Genomic DNA, 22,625 nt, shown 5'->3' with positions numbered 1-22,625 from the left:
AGGAACCCATGACCACTGCTTCGGCCACTAGTTGCCACGCGCCGACCCGCAGCACCGTAACCGCGTCCGACGGCATCGCTCTGGCTGTGCACGCCTACACCGACATCAATCCGCAACGGCCGACGGTGCTGGGCGTGCACGGCTATCCCGACAACCATCATCTGTGGGACGGAGTGGCCGAGTGTCTCGGTCACCGATATAACTTCGTGGCCTACGACGTTCGCGGCGCCGGTGAGTCCGAGCGACCGGCGAAGCGGTCGGATTACCGTTTCGCTCAATTGATTTCGGACATCGGCACGGTCATCGACAGCCTGGGTGTCGGTCGCGTGCATCTGCTGGCGCACGACTGGGGTTCGATCCAATCCTGGGCCGCGGTCACCGACGAGACGGTGATGAGCAAGGTGGCGTCGTTCACCTCGATATCCGGCCCACACCTCAACTACGCGGGCAAGTTCTTGCGATCGGCGCGCTCTCCGCGCGCTCTGGCCCACGTGATCCGGCAACTGTTCGCATCGGGCTACATCTGGTTCTTCCTGACCCCTGGCCTGCCCGAAGTGCTGATCCGGGCTAGGGTGGGCGTGAAAGTTATTGAGGCGTTTGGCCGTATCGGCAACTCGAGTACGCACAGCAGACCCGGTGATCCGGTCCGCACGACCGCGGATTACGTCAACGGTCTCAACCTTTATCGCGCCAACATGCCCGGGCCGTTCATGGCTCCCGGTGCAAAGTTGCCACACACTACCGTGCCGGTGCAGGTGCTGGTGCCGCGAATGGACATGTTCGTTACCCCGGCGCTACAACGATTCACCGGCTCGATCCCGTTGGGCAGCAGGGTCGTTCCGATTGAGGGCGGCCACTGGGTGGTCACCGCCCGACCGGACGTCATTGCGCGACTGGCCGGAGAGTGGATCGACCGGAACGTCGACGGTGCCGCACTGGCGATCGCCGGCACCGTGCAGCCCGGGCCACGCGACGTCCGGGGCAAACTCGCGCTCGTCACCGGGGCGGGTGCCGGCATCGGCCGGGCCACCGCCCTGGAGTTAGCCCGTCAGGGTGCTGACACCGTCGTGATCGTCGACCGCGATCTGGCCGCCGCGCAGCAGACCGCCGCGGCGGTTCGCGAAACAGGCGCCGGCGCGGCGGCCTACCAGGCCGACGTCAGCGACGAGGCTGCGGTCAATGCGCTTGCCGCACAAGTCAACAGCGACCACGGTGTGGTCGACATCCTGGTGAACAACGCCGGCATCGGAATGGCCGGCCGATTCCTCGAGACCACCGCGGAGCACTGGGACAACATCCTGGGTGTCAACCTGCGCGGGGTGCTCAACGGAAGTCGGGCCTTCGCGACGCAGATGGTCGACCGCGGCCAGGGCGGCACCATCATCAACGTGTCATCGGCCGCGGCTTTTCTGCCGTCGAAGTCGATGATCGCCTACGGCACAACAAAAGCCGCGGTGCTGGCGTTCAGCGAATCGTTGCGGGCCGACCTCGCCGACGACGGCATCACCGTCACCGCGGTCTGCCCGGGATTCGTCAACACGAACATCGCCAAGACCACCGTCTACGCCGGGATGACGGCCGGCGAGCAGGACACCGCGCGGCACAAAGCCGACGCGGCCTACCGCCGTCGGAACTACACCCCGGAAGCCACCGCGAAGGCGATCGTCAAAGCGGTCAAGAGCGGACCGCCGGTGCTGCCGATCGCGGCCGAGTCGCGGGTCGGCTACGCGTTGCGGCGGATCAGCCCGTCGTTGATCCGGCTGTTGGCCCGCTACGACATCCGGCCTTAGGGTGGTTGTGTCGCAAAGCATTTGGTCCAGCCGGCCCGCAGACATCTACGGCCGTCGCAAGCGCGACCGTCTCTACACCGCGGTCTGCGGTCTGGTCGCGGTACTGAACGGGTTTTCGCTGGCGAGCCGGTGGAAGCCGTCCCGCGTGGTCCCGGTCGGCCGCACCCACACCGCGGTCATCACCAAACGCGAACAGCTCAGCCCGGACGTCGTCGCGCTGACGTTCGCCGACCCCGACGGCGGATTGTTGCCGTCGTGGACTCCCGGCAGCCACATCGACGTGCAACTACCGTCGGGCCGCCGTCGCCAGTACTCATTGTGTGGGCCGCCCGGCCGGCGCACCGACTACCGTATTGCGGTGCGCCGCATCGCCGATGGTGGTGGCGGGTCGGTCGAAATGCACGAGGCGTTCGCCGTCGGCGACCCGCTGGTGTTCGAAGGTCCGCGCAATGCGTTCTATCTCGGTGGTGACGAGCGCGACGTGCTTTTCGTCATCGGTGGGATCGGGGTGACACCGATCCTATCGATGATGCGGGCAGCGCAGCAACGCGGAATGGATTGGCGCGCAGTCTATGCCGGCCGCAGCAGGGAATACATGCCGCTGCTGGACGAAGTCCTGTCACTGGATGCCGACCGGGTCACGGTGTGGGCGGACGACGAGCGCGGACGCATCGCCACCTCCGACGATCTGCTCGTCGCGGCGTCACCGACCACCGCGGTCTACGTCTGCGGCCCGACCGGGATGCTGGAAGCGGTGCGCATCGCCCGCAATGAGCACGCCAACGCGCCGCTGCACTACGAGCGGTTCAGTCCGCCGCCGGTCGTCGACGGCGTCCCGTTCGAACTCGAGCTCGCGCGCTCCGGGCGGGTGCTCGAGATCCCGGCGAATCGCTCGGCGCTCGACGTCATGCTCGACCACGACCCGACTGCCGCGCATTCCTGCCGGCAGGGCTTCTGTGGCACTTGCAAGGTCACCGTGCTCGGCGGCCAGGTCGAGCGTCGCGGCCGGACCGCAGAGTCGGACGGCGAGATGCTGGTGTGCGTCTCCCGGGCGAGGGGCGGTCGCGTGGTGATTGACGCCTAGGGCGCCGGTGCCAGGTGTAGCTTGTTGGTCTCCTGGTAGCCCGCCGGGTTGCCGCACGCCGCCACGTTGTTGGTGATCTGCACGTTGCCGTCCAGCGTGTTCGCGTCCCAGGTGTAGTGGAAGTTGATCGCGTCGTGCACGTCCCCACCCTGCTCACAGGACACGCCGCCCTTGCCATCCAGCGTCCAGGTGTTGCCGTCCAGATGCGCCTGGCCCAGGTGCTGGATGTCGGCGCAGCCGTCGCCACACGGGGTGATGTACCAGTCGCTGGGCGGGTCCTGGTGACCATCGGGGTAGGTCTCGGTCTCGATGTAGTGGCCGTTCAGCGGGTCTGCTGAGGACACGGGGGCCGTCAGTACCAGGGCGAGACCGGCGAACATCGCGCCAGCGGCCAGGCCGCTTGTGATCCTCATGTTCCGGGTCCTTTCGTCGAGCTGGTCAGTGGTTCGGTTGCTAAGTATCTTCAGCACGATTTCAGTTCGCGCAGGTTTGACACAAACCCATCCTCGGTGAACGTACGGTGACGAATGGGTGAGTGAATTCGACTCCTGACCTGCTGTTGTGGGGAAATCAATCCGGAGCGTAACAGTCGTGCCCATCGGCTAGTGGCGAGTTCAGGTACGCCAGGTTCTAGGGTGAAACCATGCGGGTGGCGGTGCTGGGATCCAAGGGCAAAGTCGGTACGACGATGGTGCAGGCCGTTCAGGCTGCCGACGATCTGACCCTGTCCGCGGAAGTCGACGCCGGCGACGCGCTGAGCCTGTTGACCGACAACAAGACCGACGTGGTCATCGACTTCACCCATCCCGACGTCGTCATGGGCAATCTCGAGTTCCTGATCGACCACGGCATTCATGCGGTCGTGGGCACCACCGGCTTCACCGACGAGCGGCTGCAGCAGGTGCGGGCATGGCTGGCCGCCAAACCCGGCGTCTCCGTGCTCATTGCACCCAACTTCGCCATCGGCGCTGTGCTGTCGATGCATTTCGCCAAACAGGCCGCCCCGTTTTTCGAGTCGGTCGAGGTGATCGAGTTGCATCATCCTCAGAAGGCCGACGCCCCGTCGGGGACGGCCGGCCGCACCGCCGCCTTGATCGCCGAAGCGCGAAAAGACTTGCCGCCCAACCCAGATGCCACCAGCACCAGTTTGCCCGGCGCCCGCGGTGCCGACGTCGACGGCGTGCCGGTTCATTCCGTTCGGCTCGCCGGGTTGGTCGCCCATCAGGAAGTGTTGTTCGGCACGTTGGGGGAGACCCTGACGATCCGGCACGACAGCATCGACCGCACCTCGTTCGTGCCCGGTGTGCTGCTGGCGGTCCGCCGCGTTGCCGAATACCCAGGCCTGACAATAGGAATCGAATCGCTGCTCAATCTGCAATGACCCAGAACGCGCGCGGTCTGCGCATCCAGATACTGATCGCGCTGATGTGCGCGGCGCTGCTGATGTACATCGTGCTGCTGGGCAGGACCGCCGTGGTGATGATCGGCTCCGGCCGCGGCGTAGGGATCGCATTGGGTTGCGCGCTGCTGGTCTTGCCCGCGATCGGGCTGTGGGCAATGCTCGCCACGTTGCGCGCCGGCTTCGCGCAGCAAAGGCTGGCCCGTCTTGCCGCCGAGGACGGGATGGAACTCGACACGACTAATCTGCCGCGGCGGCCGTCCGGGCGCATCGAACGCGACGCGGCGGACGCGTTATTCGCTGACGTCCGAGCCGAATTGGAGAGTGATCCGGACAATTGGCACCGCTGGTATCGGCTGGCGCGTGCCTATGACTATGCGGGAGATCGCGGCCGCGCCCGAGAAGCCATGAAGAAGGCCGTCGAGATGCAGGGGCGCGAATGAGCAAGACGCTGTTGATTGTTCATCACACGCCGTCACCGGCCACCCGTGAACTCCTCGAAGCCGTGCTGGCTGGGGCCAACGACCCGGAGATCGAGGGCGTGGACGTGATAGTGCGACCCGCACTGGCCGCGACCGTTCCCGATATGCTCGGCGCCGACGGCTACTTGTTCGGTACCCCGGCCAACCTCGGATACATGTCCGGGGCACTCAAGCACTTCTTCGACACGGTGTACTACCCGAGCCTGGACCACGTGGCCGGACGGCCGTATGGCCTTTGGGTGCATGGCAATAACGACACCGTGGGCGCGGTGTCGTCGATCGACCGGGTGGTCACCGGACTGGCGCTGGCCAAGGCTGCTGACGCGCTGGAGATCACCGGCGAGCTCGACGCCGGCACCCGTGAGCGTGCCTACGAGCTGGGCGGCACACTCGCCGCGACGCTCATGCAGTGACGATCAGTGCGCTCGCAGGATCGTGATCGCGCTGTCGAATTTCTTGAACTTGTCGAACGTCTCGGCGGGAACGCCGAAAACGGCCGACAGCGTTTGGGGCGGAAGCTGACTCAGTGACTCGGCGATGCCTATGTTGTCCTTGTCCTCGGCTGCGCTGGAGTTCTGGATGATCAGCACCTCTAGATCTTCCTTGCCCAGGTTTTCGAAGTAGTGCAACGAACCCTGCGGGGCGAACACCAGATCGTCGACGTGGGCATCGAAGCTTTCGTGGTTGCCGTTCCCGTCGATGAGGACCCAGCTCGCAACGCCTTTGGTGACGATGTTGATCTCCCACGCGCTGGGGTGCCAGTGCGGTTCGCGAATGCCGCCGGGCTGCAACGTGATCAGCTGGATGCTGGCCTCTTGACCGGTGAGGATCGGGAAGTTCTCTTCGTGCGCCTGTTGTTGTGACCCGCCGTCGTATGCGGCGGGTGGCAGGGCGCCGAGCCGGAACAGGTGCGAGTTGTTGGTGATCGTCTCGGCGGGTATGCGCGGATTGCCGAAGCGCTCGGCGTCATCGGTCATTGCACGTTCCTAATGCTTCCGCAGGATGATGGCAGCTTTGTCGTACTTTTTGAACTTGTCGAACGTCTCGGCGGGGACGCCGAAGATCGCGGACAACACCCGCGGCGGCAGCTTGCTGACCGACTCACCGATCCCGATGTTGTCGTCGGATTCGGCCGCGCTGGTGTTCTGCACGATGACGATTTTCATGTCGTCGGTGCCACGATTTTCGAAGAAGTGGAACGAGCCCTGGGGTGCGAACACCACGTCGCCGACCTTCTGGTCGAAGCTTTCGTGGTTACCGTTCCCGTCGACGAGGACCCAGTAGGCGACGCCTTTGGTGACGATGTTGATCTCCCACGCGCTGGGGTGCCAGTGCGGTTCGCGAATACCCCCGGGCTGCAACGTCAGCAACACGATGCTGGCCTCTTGACCGGTGAGGATCGGGAAGTTCGCTTCGTCCGCCTGCTGAAACGAACCTCCGTCGAAGCGGGTGACCGGCGAAGCCCCGAGGTGGAACAAGTGCGATTTGTTGGTGATCGTCTCGGCGGGTATCCGCGGATCGCCGAAGCGCGCCGCGTCGTTCGCCGACGACGCGTCCTTCTCGGTGCGGTAGCCGGAAACCAAGCGATCGACGCCGACACCGGTGGCCGCGGCCGCGCCGGCCAGGCCGGCGCCACCCAAGACCTTGCGACGGTTGATTGACACCGGCTGAAGTTACCGCAGCGGACAGTCCGGTGCTACGGGTCGATGTGTGTCGGCGGCGTCATCATGACCGGGTTCGCCTCCTTCGGAGGATTGCCCGCACTCATCGTGTCGCAGTCGACCGTAGCGGGGTTCAACGGACCACCCGGGTAGTCGGTCAGACAGCGTTCCCACCAGCCGTCGCCGTCGACGGGGCTGTCACACATCTGTGCCATCGGAGCAAGGCCAGGCGGGTTGACGCATCCGGCGCTGGCCGGGGCCGCCGTTGCGGTCAGTCCCGCGGTTGTCAGTAGTGCTCCCAGGGCTGCGATCAGGTAACGCTTGGTCATCGTGTCCTCTATTGGGTTGGTCAATCATCGACGCAGCAATAAAACTACTAGCTCTTCTATCAAAGAGGGGCCGATAATCAGGTAATCGCGGTGGCGGCATGATGAGATCGGGACGGACGCTGGGTCCATACTGGTCGACATCGAGAAGGACCGCACGTGACGCGACTGCTGATCGCTAACCGCGGTGAGATCGCGCTCCGAATCATCCGCACGGCAACGGAGTTGGAGCTCGGCACGGTCGCCGTCTACGCCGAAGACGATGCCGACAGTCCCCACGTCCACATGGCCGACGAGGCGATCGCACTCTCCTGCGCCGGCCCAGCGGCCTACTTGGACCACGCGGCGATCCTGGCGGCGGCCAAGAACGCCGGCGCCGAACTGGTCCACCCCGGGTACGGCTTCCTCAGCGAACAGCCCGAGTTCGCGCGGGCCTGTGCCGACGCCGGGTTGACGTTCGTTGGGCCCGACGCCGCCGCCCTCGACCTGTTCGGCAACAAGTCATCAGCCCGGCGTGCGGCGGTCGCGGCCGGGGTGCCGGTGCTACCCGCGATCGACGGGCCCGCCGACGTCGACGATATCCGTGCATTCGCCGAGGCCCAGGCCGGGCCGATCGTGATCAAGGCGCTGTCCGGCGGCGGTGGTCGCGGCATGCGAATTGTCCACAGCGCCGAGCAGATTGACAACGCCTACCGGCAGTGCGCCGCCGAGGCCGAACTCGGGTTCGGCGACCCGGCGCTGTTCGCCGAGGCGCACCTGGCCGACGCCCGGCACATCGAGGTGCAGATCGTCGCGACACCGTCGCGGGCGCTCGCGCTTGGCGATCGCGACTGCAGCATCCAGCGCCGCCACCAGAAGCTGATCGAAATCGCGCCAGCACAAGGTATTTCGCCGTCGTTGCGGCGTGACCTGCACCGAGCAGCGGCACTACTGTGTGCGCACGCCGACTACCGCGGAGTGGCCACGGTCGAGTTTCTGGTCAGCGGCGAGCAATTCGTGTTCCTGGAGGTCAACCCCCGGATTCAGGTGGAACACACGGTGACCGAAGAGGTCACCGGCGTCGATCTGGTCGCGGTGCAGCTGCGCATTGCCCAAGGTTCGTCGTTCCATCAACTGAGGCTGCCGGCGGGCATCGTTGCCGACGGCGACGACGTGGTCGGCGCGCTGGCCGCGGTGCGGGGAATTGCCATCCAGACGCGGGTCAACATGGAGACGATGGATGTCGACGGGTCGGTGCTGCCGACGGCCGGGACTCTCGCGGTATTCTCGCCGCCGAGTGGCCCCGGGGTGCGTGTCGACACCTTTGGCCGCGCCGGGCTCACGCCGAGCCCACGCTACGACTCGTTGCTGGCCAAGGTGATCACCCGGGTGCGCGGATCGTCGTTTTCGGCCGCCCTGCGCAAGGCGCAGACAGCGCTGGACGAATTCGCCATCGAGGGCATCAGGACGAACATCGGATTCCTGCGGGAAATCCTGTCGGACGGCCGCATTCATGCCGGTCCGGTCACAACGAGCTTTGTCGACGAGAACCTGCCGACTTTTGCCGGTGCCGCGCAGTCCCGCCGCCACGAGACGCGGTCGGCACCGCCGGAACTGTATCCGGGCGAGGAGGTGCTGCGGGCCCAGCTGGCCGGCACCGTGGTCGAGCTTGCCTCGGAGGGACAGGAGTATGCCGGCGGCGCGCAGCTCGTCGTGCTCGAAGCCATGAAGATGCAGCATGTGCTGACCGCGCCGGACGCCGTACGCGCGGTCCGGACTTTGGTGGCCCCCGGGCAGGTGGTCGGAACCGGTGAGCCGCTGCTGGTGTTCACCCGCACCGGTCGCAGCGCGCGGAGCGACGACGTGGCTTCACTCGACCTCGACCGGCCTCGCGACGATCTCGAAGAGGTTCGCCGTCGTCACCTACTGACCCTCGACGAAGGCCGTCCGACCGCAATCACCAAGCGGCACAATCAGAATCGACGCAGTGCGCGCGAGAACATCGACGACCTAGTCGATGCGGGAAGCTTCGTCGAATACGGCGCGCTGGCGGTGGCCGCGCAGCGCAGCCGACGCTCGGAAGAAGACCTGATCGCCAATACCCCGGCCGACGGCTTGATCGCAGGGGTGGCGACGATCGGCGGCGCCCAGGCCGCCGTGCTGTCTTACGACTACACCGTGCTCGCGGGTACGCAGGGCATGCGCAACCACGCCAAGACAGATCGTGTCTTCGAACTGGCGGCCCGACACCAGCTGCCGGTCGTCCTGTTCGCCGAAGGAGGTGGCGGCCGCCCCGGTGACACCGATGTGGCGAACATCGCCGGTCTCGACGTGCCGACGTTCCGGGCGCTCGGCGCACTCAGCGGTCGGGTGCCGCTGGTGTCGATCGTCTCCGGCCGATGCTTCGCCGGTAACGCGGCGTTGGCCGGAACCTGCGACGTGATCATCGCGACTCCCGATGCGAACATCGGGATGGGCGGGCCGGCGATGATCGAGGGCGGCGGGCTGGGCCAGTACCGGCCCGAAGACATCGGGCCGATCGACGTGCAGCGGCGCAACGGGGTGGTCGGGCTGGCCGCGCGAGACGAGGCGCACGCCGTGGCGCTGGCCAAGCAGTACCTGTCCTATTTCGGTGGCGGCCAGCACGAGTGGGAAGCCCCCGACCCGCGGCGGGCGCGACATGTGGTGCCGGAGAACCGGTTACGGGCCTACGACGTGCATCACGCGATCGACTCGGTGGCCGACGTCGGGTCGGTCATGGAGTTGCGGGCCGACTACGGAGTCGGCGCGGTCACCGCGCTCGTCCGCATCGAGGGTGCGCCGTTCGGGTTGCTCGCCAACAGCAGCCACCACCTCGGCGGCGCGATCGACGCCGAGGCGGCCGACAAGATCGCCGATTTCCTGACATTGTGCGAATCGGCTGGGCTGCCGATCATTTCGCTGTGCGATACACCCGGCTTCATGGTCGGCCCGGATGCCGAGGTCGACGCCGCCGTTCGGCGCTTCAGCCGGCTGTTCATCGTCGGCGCGCGACTGACCGTGCCGTTCGGGATGGTGATCCTGCGCAAGGGCTACGGGCTGGGCGCTATGGCGATGGCCGGCGGCTCTTTTCACGCGCCCGATTTCACTGTGGCCTGGCCCACCGGGGAGATCGGCGGCATGGGTCTCGAGGGCGCGGTCCGCCTGGGATTCAGCAAGGAACTGGCCGCCGTCGCCGATCCAGCCGAACGCCAGAACCTGTTCGACAAGTTGGTCGAGGCGGCCTACCAACACGGTAAGGCGCTCACTTCGGCGACGACGTTCGAACTCGACGACGTGATCGACCCGGCGGATACCCGGGGCTGGATCACCCGGCTGCTGCTCCGACAACAAGGGAGGCGCTCGTGAAAGTTGCCGACAAGGTCGCGATTGTCACCGGCGGCGGCAACGGAATCGGCGCGGCGCTGGCCACCAAGCTGGCGCAGCGGGACGCCCGCGTCGTCGTCGCCGATCTGGACGGCGATGCCGCGCGGGCAGTGGCCGACCGGATCAACGCCGAACGGCCCGGGGCGGCCGTAGCGTCGGGCGGTGACGTCTCCGAGACTGCGCACATAGGGCAGTTGATCGCGTTGGCGGACAACGCATTCGGACCCGTCGACCTGTATTTCGCCAATGCGGGTATCACCGGTGTCTCGGGTTTGGACGTCACCGACGACGAGTGGGACCAGTCCATCGACGTGAACCTGAAGGCGCATATCCGCGCGGCCCAACTGCTGGTGCCCGGCTGGGTCGAACGCGGCGAGGGCTACTTCGTCAGCACCGCGTCGGCGGCCGGGCTGCTCACCCAGCTCGGCTCGGCCACCTACTCGGTGACCAAGCACGCCGCGGTCGGCTTCGCCGAATGGCTGAACATCACCTTCGGCGACCAAGGCGTACGGGTCAGCTGTTTGTGCCCGATGGGCGTCAACACCAAACTGCTGTATTCGCCAGGGGAGTCCGACGACCCGCTGGCACGGCTCGCGACGCGTGCCGTGACCTCCGCCGGCGACGTGATCGAGCCGGACGACGTCGCCGACATCGTGCTGGCCGCGGTCGACGACGAACGGTTCTTGATCCTCCCGCATCCCGCCGTGCTGGAGATGTACCGGCACAAGGGCGCCGACTACGACCGCTGGCTGCGCGGCATGCGTCGTTACCAGCACAGCCTGATGGAGGGGTTATGACCGCGTCACAGTTCAACGGCCGCACCGCAATTATCACCGGAGGTTCGCGGGGGATCGGTCTGGCGATCGCGCAGCGGCTGGCCGAAGGCGGCGCGAATATCGTGCTCACATCGCGCAAGCAGGACGCCGCCGATGTCGCGGCCCAGCAGGTCGGTGGCAACGCGGTCGGGGTCGCCGCACACGCCGTCGACGAGGACGCCGCGCGGCACTGCGTCGATCTGACCCTCGACCGGTTCGGCAGCATCGACATCCTGGTCAACAACGCCGGCACCAACCCTGCCTACGGTCCGCTGATCGATCAGGACCACGCCCGGTTCGCCAAGACCTTCGACGTCAACCTGTGGGCGCCGCTGCTGTGGACCTCGTTGGCGGCCAAGGCCTGGATGCGCGAACACGGCGGGGCGATCGTCAACACGGCGTCGATCGGTGGCATGCATCAGTCGCCGAACATGGGGATGTACAACGCGACCAAGGCGGCGCTGATCCACGTCACCAAGCAACTGGCACTGGAACTTTCGCCGAAGGTGCGAGTGAACGCGATCGCCCCGGGCGTGGTGCGGACCAGGCTCGCCGAAGCGCTGTGGAAGGACCACGAAGGTCTGGTGTCGGCAGGCATGGCGCTGGGACGGATCGGTGAGCCGCCCGACGTGGCGGCCGCAGTCGCCTTCCTGGTGTCCGACGAGTCGAGCTGGATCACCGGCGAGACGCTGGTGCTGGACGGCGGTCGTCTGCTCGGCGATCCGGAGGGCTTTCGGTGAACGCCGACGACCTGCACGCCCGAGTGCGGACGCTGCTCGAGGAGCATGATCCGGCAACCACCGATCCGCACGAATTCCTCGGCGCGCGTTTCGATGCCGGCTTGGCGTGGGTGCACTTTCCGGTGGGCTCGGGTGGGCTGGATCTGGCGCGTAGCCTCCAGGCTCAGGTCGAGGACGAGCTGACCGCGGCGGGTGCCCCGCCGGGTGGCGGGGGCGCGCGCAACGGCATCGGGATGGGCATGGCCGCGCCGACCATCGCCGCGTTCGGCACCGAGCAGCAGCGCCGGGAGTTCTTGCGGCCATTGTTCACCGGTGAACACGTCTACTGCCAGCTGTTCAGCGAGCCAGGTGCGGGATCCGATCTGGCCGGCGTGGCCACCCGCGCGGTCCGCGACGGTGACGACTGGATTGTCAACGGGCAGAAAGTGTGGACGTCCAGCGCCCAGAATGCGCAGCGAGCGATCCTGGTCGCCCGGACCGATCCGACCGTGCCCAAACACCAAGGGCTGACGTATTTCGTCCTCGACATGACCGATCCCGGCGTCGACGTGCGGCCACTGCGGCAGATCACCGGCGAAGCCGAATTCAACGAGGTGTTCCTCACCGATGTCCGGGTGCCCGACGCCAATCGGCTGGGCCCGGAGGGTGGCGGTTGGAAAGTCGCCACCACCACACTGAACAACGAGCGGGTGGCCATCGGCTCGATGGCCGGTGGCGCACGAGAGAACGGCATCATCGGCAAAGTCACCGCGGCCTGGCGCTCGCAACCCGAAGTGCGCAACGCCGCCATGCACGACGAGCTGATGCGGTTGTGGGTGGAGGCCGAAGTTGTCCGCCTGACCGGCCTGCGGCTGCGCCAGCGGCTGGCGGTCGGCCAACCCGGACCCGAGGGAGCCGGGATGAAGGTGACGTTTGCCCGTCTGGCCCAAGCGGTGTCGGGGTTCGAGATCGAATTGCATCCGGAACTCGGCTTGCAGTACGACGACTGGACGATGCGCCAGCCCGACTCGGTCGACTTCATCGGCCGCGAGCCGGGGTACCGCTACCTGCGCGCCAAGGGTAATTCGATCGAGGGCGGCACTTCGGAGATCCTGCGCAACACGATCGCCGAACGCATTCTCGGATTGCCGCCGGAGCACCGGGTCGACAAGGACGTGGCTTTCAAGGACCTGGAGAAGTGAGTCAGATGAGCGATCTGCTGTACTCCGACACCGAGGAAGCGTTACGGGACAGCGTCCGTCGGCTGTTCGCCGACCGGTGCCAACCCGAAGCGGTAACGTCGGTGTACGACCCTGCGCCACACGACTTTTCCGGCCTCTGGCACACCCTGGCCGCCGAACTTGGCATGGCCGGCCTGCTGATACCGGAGGGCCTCGGCGGTGCGGGGGCCACCGCCCGCGAGGCCGCCGTGGTGATGGAGGAGATCGGCCGCGCCGTCGCGCCGGTGCCGTATCTGTCGAGCGCGGTGCTCGCCACCGTTGCGCTGCTGCAGGTGGGGGACCGCGACGTGGTCCCGCAATTGGCGGCGGGTTCGCGGACCGCGGCGTTGGCGGTCCCGATGTCGACCGCTCCCGGTGACACCGTTACCGGACTCAAGGCCGGCGGCAACGGAGTCACCGGGCGGATCACCAGCGTTGCGGGCGTGCTCGAGGCCGATGTGCTGGTGGTGCCGGTTGCCGGACCGGACGGCCTGGAGTTGCACACCGTGGCCCGCGACGACGCTGGTGTCAAGGTGTCGCCGGTGCTGAGCCTGGACATGACGAGACCGCTTGCGAATCTTGACTTCTCGGGTGCGGCGTCATCCCGCGTCGGGGCCGCCCCGGCCGATGCCGCGATCGCCGCCGCCCTGCAGACCGGTGCCGCGCTGCTGGCGTCCGAGCAGCTGGGCATCGCGCAATGGTGTTTTGAGACCACGCTGGCATATACCAAGGAGCGCAAGCAGTTCGGCCGGGCGATCGGCTCGTACCAGGCGATCAAGCATCGACTGGCCGACCTGTGGGTCGAGCTCAATTCGGTGGGGGCGGCGGCCCGATACGCCGCCGACACCTGCGCCCGCAACGACGCTGACGTCGCGATCGCGACGGCTGTCGCGCAGGCCTATTGCAGCGGTGCCGCGGTGCATGCGGCCGAGGAATGTGTCCAGTTGCACGGCGGACTCGGCATGACGTGGGAATATCCGGCGCACCTGTATCTGAAGCGGGCCAAGAGCGATCAGCTGGCGTTCGGCACCGCCTACCGTCATCGCGCCCAGTTGGCCACGCTGGTGGATCTGCCGGCATCGTAGAAGGAGTAACAGATGGACAAGCGCATCCTGGGTGGCACCCTCGAAGTCTCGGCAATCGGCTTGGGCTGCATGGGAATGAGTCGCGGCTTCGGCCCGTCCGGACCCAAAGCCGACATGATCGCGGTGCTGCGCGGGGCGGTCGAGCGCGGTGTCACGTTCTTCGACACCGCGGAAGCGTACGGGGACAACGAAGAACTGGTCGGCGAAGGCCTCGCGCCATTTATCGATCAGGTGGTGATCGCGACCAAGTTCGGGTTCGCCTTCGACGCCGACGGCAACGTCAACGGGGTGAACAGCCGTCCCGAGCACATCAAGGAGGTCGCCGACAATTCGTTGCGCCGATTGAATGTGGAGACCATCGACCTGTTCTACCAACACCGCGTCGACCCGGAAGTTCCGGTCGAGGATGTCGCCGGAACGGTCAAGGAGCTGATCGAGGCGGGCAAGGTCAAGCACTTCGGGATGTCGGAGGCCTCCGCAGAGAACATCCGTCGCGCCCATGCCGTGCAGCCGGTGACGGCGCTGCAGAGCGAGTATTCGTTGTGGTGGCGCGAGCCGGAGAGCCCGGAGACCGGCGTGCTGTCCACGCTGTCCGAACTCGGCATCGGCTTGGTGCCGTACAGCCCACTGGGCAAGGGCTTTCTCACCGGAAGCATCGACGCGAGCACACAATTCGACAATGCGGACATCCGCAACGTCATCCCGCGTTTTGCCGCCGACGTCCGCGATTCCAATCGAGCCGTGGTGGAGCTGCTCCAGGCGATCGCGGACCGTAAGGGCGCCACGCCAGCGCAGATCGCGCTGGCGTGGCTGTTGGCTCAGCGGCCGTGGATCGCGCCGATCCCGGGCACGCGGCGCCTCGAGCGTCTCGACGAAAACCTCGGCGCGGCCGCGGTCGAGCTCAGCGACGACGACCTGCGCGAGATCGATGCCGCCTCAGCCGCGATCGAGGTGCAGGGTGAGCGTTACCCCGAGTTCATGCGGCGGATGATCGGCCGCTGACCTGGCGGGCGACCTCGCCGTACCGCTCGAATTGCTCGGGATCGCCGACCGCGTTGTAGAGCACTAGGCGGGTGGCTATCCCGGCGTACTTGTCGATCAGCTTGTCGGCCAATGCATCCCAGGTCGACTCGGTGGCGAACGCGGCGACATGGTCGTCGCTGACCTGCGCCGCCATCCCGGCGAAGTCGCCGGCCTTCTGCTTCTCGCGGATCCGGGCGGTGGTGCCCTCGAACCCGGCCTCGTCCCAGATGAACGCGTAGTTGGGCGTGCTCCCGTAGAACGCCATGCTGGCGCGCACCGATTCGCGTTGCCTGTCGCGCTCTTCCTCAGTGTCGCCGACGATCGTCAACACCGGCACGATGATCGCCACGGCCGACGGTGACCGGCCCGCTTTCCGTGCTCCCTCAGCGACTTTCGGTATCACATGGCGGGCGAGGTAACCCGGCTCGCCGATCGGGTGGACATGCACCCCGTCGGCCACCTCGCCGGCCATCCGCAGCATCCACGGATTCACCGCGGCGATATCGACTTTCGGGTCGGGCGCGTCGATCGGGCCCGGACTCCATTGCGGGGTAATGAAATCCAGGTTGTAGTAGTCGCCGTGATGATCCAGCGTGCCGGATCGAAACGCCGCGAAGCAGGCCTTCACCGACAGCAGGTAGTCCCGCAATCGCGGGCCCGGCCGCTCGAAATCCACGCCGTAACGCCGCACCACGTGGGTGCGGACCTGCGTGCCCAGCCCCAGGCGGAAGTTGCCGCCGGACGCCTCCTGCAATTCCCACGCCGCGGCGGCGGTGACGAACGGGCTGCGCGGAAACGCCACTGCCACACCGGTTGACAACTCCAGACCCGGCGCGGCCTGTGAGGCCACCGCGGCGTTGAGATAGGCCGTGCGGCCGGTCTCGGTGAACAGCAGCCCCGAGAAGCCGGCGGACTGCGTCCGCCGGGCCAGGTCACCGATCTGGCCGAGCGGCTGCGGAACCGTCATCGCATCAACGTGCATGGCGGATCAGTATGCACCCCCGGTGACGTCAGCCACGCGACGCCGTGCGGAATCTCTCGCGGTAGGCCTTCGGGGAGACGCCGAGGTGGTCGACGAATACACGTCGCAGGCTTTCGGGGCTGCCGAACCCTGCCACCCGAGCGGTGTCGGCGACCGTGTGGCCGGCGTCGAGCGCGGCACGGGCGGCATCGATGCGCACCATCTCGACGTAGCGGGCGGGTGTGGTTCCCAGCTCGGACTGGAACAGTCGCGTCAACTGTCTGGTGCTCAGCGAGGCCTGCGAGGCAAGGCTATTCACGCTGTGATCGGCTGCTGGAGCGGCCGAGATGGCGTCGGTGAGCTTGCGCAGCGGTGACTGCGGCGGAACGGCGGACTCCACCAGCACCGAGAACTGCGATTGGCCGCCCGCCCGTTTGAGATAGACGACCAACCAGCGGGCCACCGAACGGACCAACTCGATGCCGTAATCCATCTCGACCAACGCCAACGCCAGGTCGATGCCCGACGAGATCCCCGCCGACGTGTAGACATCGCCGTCGCGGACGAAGAGCGCATCGGGCTCGACGCTGATGTCCGGGAATGCCCGTGCAAACGATCGGACGGCATGCCAGTGGGTGGTCGCGCGGCGTCCATCGAGGAGGCCGGCCTGGGCCAGCACGAACGAGCCCGTGCAGATCGACGCCAGTCGCCGGGTCCGGCCCGAGAGCGACGTGATCGCCTCGACCAGGTCGGGATCGATCGGCCGCCGGGGCAAGTCGTCGCTGCCGGCAACCATCACGGTGTCGGCCGACCCTATCGACGCGATGGAGTCCGTGACGCCCAGTCGGGTCCCGATCGAGCTGGTCACGTCGCGCCCGTCGACGGAGGCGACCTTGAGCTGGTAGTGGGCCCCAAACCGGTTGGCCTCGACGAAGACTTCGCCCGCGCCCGCGACATCCAACAGCGTCACGCCGTCGAACGCGACGATCACCACGACCCGCGGGTGCGCTCCGGATTCGCCCACTAAGCCATTGTGTCGGATTTTGTGGAAAAGACGGCAGAAAGGACATGGGTCGAATCGCTGATTTGGTCGTTGACTCCTTACAACGGTCCACGCAGAAGGAGACGAGACATGACCACCAGTTCGATCGACACGGTCGCCGGCATCCGGGTACCCGACAGCGCGCTGGCGCGCGAAGTCACCGAGTACATCCGCGACGTCGAAGACGACTTGCTGTTCAACCATTCCCGACGGGTGTTCTTCTTCGGTGCACTGCAAGGTCTGCGCCGCGGAGTGCAGCCTGATCTCGAATTGCTGTACACCGCAGCGATGTTCCACGATCTCGGGCTGACCGAGCGCTACCACACCTCGACGATTCGCTTCGAGGTCGACGGTGCCAACGCGGCACGGGACTTCCTGGCGGCCCGCGGGTTCGACGAAGCCGGCGTCGACAAGGTGTGGCTCGGCATCGCCCTGCACACCACTCCCGGCGTGCCCGAATTCATGGCGCCCGAAGTCGCCCTGCTGCAGGCCGGAGTCGAGGTCGACGTCATCGGTGTCGGGCGGGAGCAGCTGGCTCCCGAGGAACTGGCCGCGGTGACCGCCGCCCACCCACGCCCACAGTTCAAGCGGAGCATCCTGGCGGCGTTCCACGACGGCATGAAGCGGCGTCCACAGAGCACCTTCGGCACGATGAACGCCGACGTGCTGGCGCACTGCGATACCGCCTTTGAGCGCGTCGACTTCGTCGACTTGATCCTGAACAACAGCTGGCCGGATTAGCAGACAGGAGAAGACAAATGGACGTCTATGAAGCGCTCTACACCACGAGGATGATGCGGCGGCTGCGGCCCGATCCGATCCCGCTGGACACCCAGGCTCGCATCCTGGATGCGGCGGTCCGAGCCCCGAACGGTGGAAACACCCAACGTTGGCACTTTGTGGCCGTTGACGATCCCAAGCTGATCGGCCGATTCGCGGATCTCTTCCGCCGTGCCCGCGCCATCGAGTACGAGAAATTCCAGGCGGGGGACGGACCGATGGTGACCACGGCTCCCGGCGCGGATCCGGTCGCCCACGCCGAAACGATGCGCCGCATGAAGGGCTCGGGCGACTACCTGGCCGACCACTTCGAAGAGATCCCGCTGTTGCTCTTCGTCTACGCCATCGACGACCTGGGCGGCGCCAACATCTACCCGGCGATCTGGAGTGCGCTGCTCGCCGCCCGCGCCGAGGGCGTCGGAGGAGTCATGACGATGGTGCTGCGCAATTTCGCCGACGAAGTGAACGAGTTACTGGGCGTGCCCGTCGAGGAAGGCTGGTCGATGGCGGCCATGCTGACGCTCGGCTATCCACGGGGGAAGTGGGGCGTTGCCGCCAATCGGCGTCCGGTGCACGAGGTTTCGTCGCGAAACCACTGGGGTGCGCCGTTCGGTGTCGACGTACCGCAGCCGCTGTGGCCGCATCCTGACGACACGGCCACAGACCTGGCTGCGACGGGATAGCGGCCGCTACCCGAGGTTCGCGCCGAACACCTCGCGCATCGTGGTCCAGTGCCGCTCCGCGGCAGCCTCGTCGTACGGGGCATTGTCCGGTACCGCAAACCCGTGGCCGGCCGCATACGTCTCGATCTTGTGCTCGACCCCGGCCGCGGTCAGGGTCTTCTCGAGCTGCTCGGCGTGGTCAGCGGTGAACGACGCATCGTTTTCCGCGCCGCCGACATAAACCGACGCCTGAATCTTGTCCGCTCGCAGGTGCGGGCTGTCGGGGCTGTCGGTGACCAGCCCGCCACCGTGGTACGACGCCGCGGCGGCGACCCGGTCGGGGACGAGACCCGCGATGGTCAACGCCGCACGACCACCCATGCAGTAGCCGGTGATGCCGAATTTCGAACCGCTGACCTCGGGCCGCGCGGCCAGATAGTCGAAATATGCGTTGGCATCCGAGGCCCAGTGCTCCGGGGTGATGCTGCCGATGAATTTGAACAGGCGATTGCGTTCCTTCTCGTCGGTGAACGCGGTCTTCATGTCGAAGGGAGCCCAGTCGCCCTGGCGGTAGTACACGTCGGGCAGCAGCACCGCGTAACCGTAATCGGCCAGGTGCGCGGCCATGTCGAAGAACGTCTGCCGGACTCCGCCGGCATCGGGGATCATGACGACGCCGGGCCAGGGGCCCTGTCCCTCGGGCGTGAACAGGCGGACCGGGCAGGAGCCATCGGCGGTGGTGACGGTGTCGGAGATGTTCGGCATGCCATCCGTTCTACTCCCCGGCATTGAACGCTAGATAAATGGCGTCGACCCGCCGCGTCCGGCTTCGCCGGCCTTGCGATCGCCGCTAAGGTGAACCCGTGCCGATCCCCACCCCGTACGAAGATCTACTGCGGCTGGTACTCGAGCAGGGCACACCCAAATCCGACCGCACCGGAACCGGTACCCGCAGCCTGTTCGGGCACCAGATGCGCTTCGACCTGTCCGCGGGCTTCCCGCTGATCACCACCAAGAAGGTCCATCTGAAATCGGTGGTCTACGAGCTGCTGTGGTTTTTGCGCGGCGACTCCAACATCAGATGGTTGCACCAGCACGGTGTGTCGATCTGGGACGAATGGGCTAGCGAGACAGGCGATCTCGGCCCGGTGTACGGGGTCCAGTGGCGGTCGTGGCCGACGCCGTCGGGCGATCACGTCGACCAGATCACCGCGGCGCTGAATTTGCTTCGGACCGACCCGGATTCCCGGCGCATCATCGTGTCGGCCTGGAACGTCGGCGAGATCCCGCAGATGGCGCTCGCGCCGTGCCATGCGCTGTTCCAGTTCTACGTGGCCGACGGCCGGCTCAGCTGCCAGCTTTACCAGCGCAGCGCCGACCTGTTCCTCGGCGTGCCCTTCAACATCGCGAGCTACGCGCTGCTGACCCACATGATGGCCGCGCAGGCGAAGCTGGGTGTCGGCGACTTCGTCTGGACCGGCGGCGACTGCCACATCTACGACAACCACGTCGAGCAGGTCACCGAACAACTCAGCCGCGACCCGCGACCGTATCCGAAACTTGTTCTGGCACAGCGCGATTCGATCTTCGACTACACCTTCGACGATGTCGTCGTCGAGGACTATCACCCGCACCCGGCGATCAAAGCGCCGGTCGCTGTATGAGCGAACTGGGGCTGATCTGGGCGCAATCCACGTCCGGAGTCATCGGGCGTGACGGCGATATCCCCTGGCAAGTCCCCGAGGATTTGATTCGCTTCAAAGAGCTCACCGTCGGTCACACCGTCGTGATGGGCCGACGGACCTGGGATTCGTTGCCGCCACGGTTCCGGCCGCTGCCGGGACGCAGAAATGTCGTACTGACCCACCAGACTGACTTCATGGCTGACGGGGCGACGGTGGTGCACCACCTGGACGACGCGCTGACCGATCCGGACACCTGGGTGATCGGCGGCGAACAGATCTACACGCTGGCGTTGCCACGGGCCAACCGGTGTGAGGTCACCGAAATCGATATCGAGCTGACTCGCGACGACGGCGATGCCGTGGCCCCGGTGCTGGACGAGCAGTGGGTCGGCACGTCGAGTGAGTGGCACGCCAGCCGCGCGGGTGTGCGATACCGGTTTCACAGCTACCTTCGCGCGTGAGCGCACTCAGCGCCGTACAGGCCCGGCGAATCGCTGTGGCCGCGCAGGGCTTCGCTGAGGCGAAACCCAACGGTGCGGTCACCCGCGCGCACCTGCGTCGACTGATCTCGCGCATTCACGTGCTGCAGCTGGATTCGGTGTCGGTCGCGGTCCGGGCCCACTACGCGCCCGTCTTCAGCAGGCTCGGACCGTACAACCGCGACGTGCTGGACCGTGCGGCGTGGGCGCACAGCGCGCGCTCGCCGCGGCTCCTGGTCGAGTACTGGGCGCACGAGGCAGCTTTGATGGCGGTCGACGACTGGCCGCTGATGCGATGGCGGATGAGGCAATACCGACACGGGCGCTGGGGCACCCACATCGTCAAGGCCAACCTGGAACTCGCCGACAAAATCGTCGAGGCCGTGGCCGAGCTCGGACCCAGCACCGCGGGGCAGATCGAAGAACACCTCGCCACCGGGCCGCGCGGCCCGCGCGGGCATTGGTGGGGGAGCCGCACCGACACCAAGTGGGTGGCCGAGGCGCTGTTCGCCGCCGGCACGCTGACCACGGCGACCCGGGTCGGTTTCGCCCGGCACTACGACCTGGCCGAGCGGGTGCTGCCGGCGGAGGTGGTGGCGCGCGAGGTCGACGAAGACGACGCGGTTCGCGAGCTGGTGCGTCGGGCCGCCGCCGCGCTGGGGGTGGCCACCGAACCGGACCTCAGGGATTATTTCCGACTGGCCCCGAGCCAGGCGAAGCCGGCCGTAGCGGCGCTGGTCGCCGAGGGTGAGTTGGAGCAAGTCGAGGTCGACGGATGGTCGGCGCCCGCGTATCTTCCTGCAGGACAGACGATTCCGCGGCGCGACCGCGGGACGGCGTTGCTGTGTCCGTTCGATCCGTTGATCTTTTTCCGTCCGCGGGTGGAGCGCCTGTTCGGATTCCGCTACCGCATCGAGATCTACACCCCGGCCAACAAGCGGCAGTTCGGCTACTACGTGTGGCCGTTTCTGCTCGACGGCGAGTTGGTGGGACGCGTCGACCTCAAAGCCGATCGCTCAGCGGACGTCTTGCAGGTGGTAAGTGCGTTTGTCGAGGCGGGCCATTCGCCTGCGCGGGTCGCCGAGGCACTGGCTCGGGAATTGCAGACGATGGCGGGTTGGTTGGGTCTGTCCGGCGTGACGGTCGGCAAGCGCGGCGATCTGGCGGGCGCGCTGCGCAAGGCAATTGGCATTGCGCGGACGTGAAGTTGGCTTCACGTTCCGCGTCGAGCGTGCAACTACCTTCGCTCGGCACGCACTAGGGTGTTCGCCGTGGCCGAGACCGCGCCGTTGCATGTGCAACTGATTGCCAAGACCGACTTCGTCGCGCCGCCCGACGTGGACTGGAGCACCGACGCGGACGGCGGCCAGGCACTGGTCGAATTCGCCGGCCGGGCCTGTTACCAGAGCTGGTCCAAGCCGAATCCCAAGACCGCGACCAACGCCGGCTATCTGCGGCACATCATCGACGTCGGGCACTTCTCGGTGCTCGAGCACGCGAACGTCACGTTCTACATCACCGGCATCTCGCGATCGTGCACCCACGAGTTGATCCGCCACCGGCACTTCTCCTACTCCCAGCTGTCGCAACGCTATGTGCCAGAGACGCAGTCCCAGATCGTCGTCCCGCCGGGCATGGAAGACGACGACGAGTTGCAGCGCATCCTCACTGAGGCCGCCGACGCCAGCCGCGCCACGTACACCGAACTGCTGGACAAGCTCGAAGAGAAGTTCGCCGATCAACCCAATGCGATCCTGCGTCGTAAACAGGCCCGCCAGGCCGCCCGAGCGGTATTACCCAACGCCACCGAGACCCGCATCGTGGTCACCGGCAACTACCGCGCGTGGCGTCATTTCATCGCGATGCGGGCCAGCGAGCATGCCGACATCGAGATTCGGCGCCTGGCCATCGCATGCCTGCGGCAGCTGGTCGACGTCGCACCTGCGGTGTTCGGCGACTTCGACATCGCCAGGCTGGCCGACGGCTCTGAGGTGGCCACGAGCCCGCTGGCCACCGAGGCCTGAGCAC

The 22,625-nt window shown here is 66.6% G+C and carries 24 protein-coding genes; 17 read left to right on the top strand and 7 right to left on the bottom strand.

Going from position 1 to position 22,625, the window contains the following annotated elements:
- The first annotated feature begins 8 nt into the window (after positions 1-8).
- Together A5658_RS07010 and A5658_RS07005 are read left to right on the top strand one after the other, a co-directional pair.
- The gene (locus tag A5658_RS07010; protein WP_067332649.1) at positions 9-1,790 is read left to right on the top strand and encodes an SDR family oxidoreductase; all 1,782 of its coding nucleotides are present in this window, start codon (positions 9-11) and stop codon (positions 1,788-1,790) included.
- Between the two features lie 7 nt (positions 1,791-1,797).
- The gene (locus A5658_RS07005; RefSeq protein ID WP_369830493.1) at positions 1,798-2,874 is read left to right on the top strand and encodes a 2Fe-2S iron-sulfur cluster-binding protein; all 1,077 of its coding nucleotides are present in this window, start codon (positions 1,798-1,800) and stop codon (positions 2,872-2,874) included.
- Here A5658_RS07005 and A5658_RS07000 read toward each other — a convergent pair.
- On the bottom strand, positions 2,871-3,287 hold the full coding sequence (locus tag A5658_RS07000; protein WP_067332645.1) for a hypothetical protein: 417 nt from the start codon (positions 3,285-3,287) through the stop codon (positions 2,871-2,873). The genes A5658_RS07005 and A5658_RS07000 overlap by 4 nt on opposite strands.
- 230 nt (positions 3,288-3,517) lie before the next feature.
- Between A5658_RS07000 and dapB the strand changes: the two genes are divergently transcribed.
- From dapB to A5658_RS06985, 3 genes are read left to right on the top strand one after another with little or no spacing between them, the layout of a single operon-like run.
- Positions 3,518-4,255 carry a 4-hydroxy-tetrahydrodipicolinate reductase gene (gene dapB, locus A5658_RS06995; protein WP_067332644.1) on the top strand — a complete coding sequence of 246 codons (738 nt, stop codon included), beginning with the start codon at positions 3,518-3,520 and terminating at the stop codon, positions 4,253-4,255.
- On the top strand, positions 4,252-4,716 hold the full coding sequence (locus tag A5658_RS06990; RefSeq protein ID WP_067332638.1) for a hypothetical protein: 465 nt from the start codon (positions 4,252-4,254) through the stop codon (positions 4,714-4,716). The genes dapB and A5658_RS06990 overlap by 4 nt, the downstream gene beginning before the upstream one ends.
- Positions 4,713-5,168 carry a flavodoxin family protein gene (locus A5658_RS06985; protein ID WP_067332636.1) on the top strand — a complete coding sequence of 152 codons (456 nt, stop codon included), beginning with the start codon at positions 4,713-4,715 and terminating at the stop codon, positions 5,166-5,168. The genes A5658_RS06990 and A5658_RS06985 overlap by 4 nt, the downstream gene beginning before the upstream one ends.
- Before the next feature lie 3 nt (positions 5,169-5,171).
- Here A5658_RS06985 and A5658_RS06980 read toward each other — a convergent pair whose 3' ends face one another.
- The 3 genes from A5658_RS06980 to A5658_RS06970 are packed head-to-tail and all read right to left on the bottom strand — an operon-like array spanning position 5,172 to position 6,745.
- Positions 5,172-5,732 (bottom strand): cupin domain-containing protein, encoded by a 561-nt coding sequence (locus tag A5658_RS06980; protein WP_067332634.1) that lies wholly within the window; start codon positions 5,730-5,732, stop codon positions 5,172-5,174.
- A gap of 9 nt (positions 5,733-5,741) precedes the next feature.
- Complete coding sequence (locus tag A5658_RS06975; RefSeq protein WP_067332631.1) at positions 5,742-6,419, bottom strand: cupin domain-containing protein; 678 nt, start codon at positions 6,417-6,419, stop codon at positions 5,742-5,744.
- Positions 6,420-6,451: 32 nt separating this feature from the next.
- Positions 6,452-6,745 (bottom strand): hypothetical protein, encoded by a 294-nt coding sequence (locus tag A5658_RS06970; protein WP_067332629.1) that lies wholly within the window; start codon positions 6,743-6,745, stop codon positions 6,452-6,454.
- A gap of 156 nt (positions 6,746-6,901) precedes the next feature.
- Here A5658_RS06970 and A5658_RS06965 point away from each other — a divergent pair, with 156 nt between their 5' ends.
- The 6 genes from A5658_RS06965 to A5658_RS06940 are packed head-to-tail and all read left to right on the top strand — an operon-like array spanning position 6,902 to position 14,967.
- Positions 6,902-10,108 carry a carboxyl transferase domain-containing protein gene (locus tag A5658_RS06965; RefSeq protein WP_067332627.1) on the top strand — a complete coding sequence of 1,069 codons (3,207 nt, stop codon included), beginning with the start codon at positions 6,902-6,904 and terminating at the stop codon, positions 10,106-10,108.
- Entirely contained in the window at positions 10,105-10,923 is an 819-nt protein-coding gene (locus A5658_RS06960) for an SDR family oxidoreductase (protein ID WP_067332625.1), read from the top strand. Before A5658_RS06965 ends, A5658_RS06960 begins: the two co-directional genes overlap by 4 nt.
- Positions 10,920-11,681, top strand: coding sequence for an SDR family oxidoreductase (locus A5658_RS06955; RefSeq protein ID WP_067332624.1), 762 nt, complete (start codon positions 10,920-10,922; stop codon positions 11,679-11,681). Before A5658_RS06960 ends, A5658_RS06955 begins: the two co-directional genes overlap by 4 nt.
- The gene (locus A5658_RS06950) at positions 11,678-12,862 is read left to right on the top strand and encodes an acyl-CoA dehydrogenase family protein (protein ID WP_067332622.1); all 1,185 of its coding nucleotides are present in this window, start codon (positions 11,678-11,680) and stop codon (positions 12,860-12,862) included. The genes A5658_RS06955 and A5658_RS06950 overlap by 4 nt, the downstream gene beginning before the upstream one ends.
- Positions 12,863-12,867: 5 nt before the next feature.
- Entirely contained in the window at positions 12,868-13,965 is a 1,098-nt protein-coding gene (locus A5658_RS06945) for an acyl-CoA dehydrogenase family protein (RefSeq protein ID WP_067332790.1), read from the top strand.
- A 12-nt stretch (positions 13,966-13,977) separates the two neighbouring features.
- Positions 13,978-14,967, top strand: a complete 990-nt coding sequence (locus tag A5658_RS06940) for an aldo/keto reductase (protein ID WP_067332619.1) — start codon at positions 13,978-13,980, stop codon at positions 14,965-14,967.
- Here A5658_RS06940 and A5658_RS06935 read toward each other — a convergent pair.
- A complete protein-coding gene (locus A5658_RS06935; RefSeq protein ID WP_067332617.1) occupies positions 14,942-15,970 on the bottom strand; it encodes a TIGR03617 family F420-dependent LLM class oxidoreductase in 1,029 nt (342 codons plus the stop codon). The two genes, A5658_RS06940 and A5658_RS06935, sit on opposite strands and share 26 nt — an antisense overlap.
- A 28-nt stretch (positions 15,971-15,998) precedes the next feature.
- Positions 15,999-16,973, bottom strand: coding sequence for a GlxA family transcriptional regulator (locus tag A5658_RS06930; protein WP_067332615.1), 975 nt, complete (start codon positions 16,971-16,973; stop codon positions 15,999-16,001).
- 108 nt (positions 16,974-17,081) lie between these two features.
- On the opposite strand from A5658_RS06930, the gene A5658_RS06925 reads away from it, so the two are divergent.
- Both A5658_RS06925 and A5658_RS06920 read left to right on the top strand, forming a co-directional pair.
- Positions 17,082-17,732, top strand: coding sequence for an HD domain-containing protein (locus A5658_RS06925; protein WP_067332613.1), 651 nt, complete (start codon positions 17,082-17,084; stop codon positions 17,730-17,732).
- Positions 17,733-17,749: 17 nt separating this feature from the next.
- Positions 17,750-18,454 (top strand): nitroreductase family protein, encoded by a 705-nt coding sequence (locus A5658_RS06920; RefSeq protein WP_067332612.1) that lies wholly within the window; start codon positions 17,750-17,752, stop codon positions 18,452-18,454.
- A gap of 6 nt (positions 18,455-18,460) precedes the next feature.
- Here A5658_RS06920 and A5658_RS06915 read toward each other — a convergent pair whose 3' ends face one another.
- Positions 18,461-19,198, bottom strand: a complete 738-nt coding sequence (locus tag A5658_RS06915; protein WP_067332610.1) for a dienelactone hydrolase family protein — start codon at positions 19,196-19,198, stop codon at positions 18,461-18,463.
- 98 nt (positions 19,199-19,296) lie between these two features.
- Here A5658_RS06915 and A5658_RS06910 point away from each other — a divergent pair, with 98 nt between their 5' ends.
- The 4 genes from A5658_RS06910 to thyX all read left to right on the top strand — a co-directional run bounded on the left by A5658_RS06910 (position 19,297) and on the right by thyX (position 22,621).
- Positions 19,297-20,097, top strand: coding sequence for a thymidylate synthase (locus A5658_RS06910; RefSeq protein ID WP_067332607.1), 801 nt, complete (start codon positions 19,297-19,299; stop codon positions 20,095-20,097).
- Positions 20,094-20,579, top strand: coding sequence for a dihydrofolate reductase (locus A5658_RS06905; protein ID WP_067332605.1), 486 nt, complete (start codon positions 20,094-20,096; stop codon positions 20,577-20,579). Before A5658_RS06910 ends, A5658_RS06905 begins: the two co-directional genes overlap by 4 nt.
- Positions 20,576-21,802: a winged helix-turn-helix domain-containing protein gene (locus A5658_RS06900; RefSeq protein WP_067332603.1), complete on the top strand. Its 1,227-nt coding sequence runs from the start codon at positions 20,576-20,578 to the stop codon at positions 21,800-21,802. The genes A5658_RS06905 and A5658_RS06900 overlap by 4 nt, the downstream gene beginning before the upstream one ends.
- A gap of 66 nt (positions 21,803-21,868) precedes the next feature.
- The gene (thyX, locus tag A5658_RS06895; RefSeq protein ID WP_067332789.1) at positions 21,869-22,621 is read left to right on the top strand and encodes an FAD-dependent thymidylate synthase; all 753 of its coding nucleotides are present in this window, start codon (positions 21,869-21,871) and stop codon (positions 22,619-22,621) included.
- The last annotated feature ends 4 nt before the right edge of the window (positions 22,622-22,625 follow it).

The sequence above is a fragment of the Mycobacterium sp. 1245111.1 genome, assembly GCF_001673405.1.
Lineage (GTDB): Bacteria > Actinomycetota > Actinomycetes > Mycobacteriales > Mycobacteriaceae > Mycobacterium.
Note: the sequence above shows the minus strand (reverse complement) of the source record. Positions and strands in the feature narration are given on the sequence as shown.

Coding starts and splice junctions, on each gene's coding strand:
- A5658_RS07010 (WP_067332649.1), top strand. CDS start 9: ATGACCACTGCTTCGGCCACTAGTTGCCACGCGCCGACCCGCAGCACC.
- A5658_RS07000 (WP_067332645.1), bottom strand. CDS start 3,287: ATGAGGATCACAAGCGGCCTGGCCGCTGGCGCGATGTTCGCCGGTCTC.
- dapB (WP_067332644.1), top strand. CDS start 3,518: ATGCGGGTGGCGGTGCTGGGATCCAAGGGCAAAGTCGGTACGACGATG.
- A5658_RS06990 (WP_067332638.1), top strand. CDS start 4,252: ATGACCCAGAACGCGCGCGGTCTGCGCATCCAGATACTGATCGCGCTG.
- A5658_RS06985 (WP_067332636.1), top strand. CDS start 4,713: ATGAGCAAGACGCTGTTGATTGTTCATCACACGCCGTCACCGGCCACC.
- A5658_RS06980 (WP_067332634.1), bottom strand. CDS start 5,732: ATGACCGATGACGCCGAGCGCTTCGGCAATCCGCGCATACCCGCCGAG.
- A5658_RS06970 (WP_067332629.1), bottom strand. CDS start 6,745: ATGACCAAGCGTTACCTGATCGCAGCCCTGGGAGCACTACTGACAACC.
- A5658_RS06955 (WP_067332624.1), top strand. CDS start 10,920: ATGACCGCGTCACAGTTCAACGGCCGCACCGCAATTATCACCGGAGGT.
- A5658_RS06945 (WP_067332790.1), top strand. CDS start 12,868: ATGAGCGATCTGCTGTACTCCGACACCGAGGAAGCGTTACGGGACAGC.
- A5658_RS06940 (WP_067332619.1), top strand. CDS start 13,978: ATGGACAAGCGCATCCTGGGTGGCACCCTCGAAGTCTCGGCAATCGGC.
- A5658_RS06935 (WP_067332617.1), bottom strand. CDS start 15,970: ATGCACGTTGATGCGATGACGGTTCCGCAGCCGCTCGGCCAGATCGGT.
- A5658_RS06925 (WP_067332613.1), top strand. CDS start 17,082: ATGACCACCAGTTCGATCGACACGGTCGCCGGCATCCGGGTACCCGAC.
- A5658_RS06920 (WP_067332612.1), top strand. CDS start 17,750: ATGGACGTCTATGAAGCGCTCTACACCACGAGGATGATGCGGCGGCTG.
- A5658_RS06915 (WP_067332610.1), bottom strand. CDS start 19,198: ATGCCGAACATCTCCGACACCGTCACCACCGCCGATGGCTCCTGCCCG.
- A5658_RS06905 (WP_067332605.1), top strand. CDS start 20,094: ATGAGCGAACTGGGGCTGATCTGGGCGCAATCCACGTCCGGAGTCATC.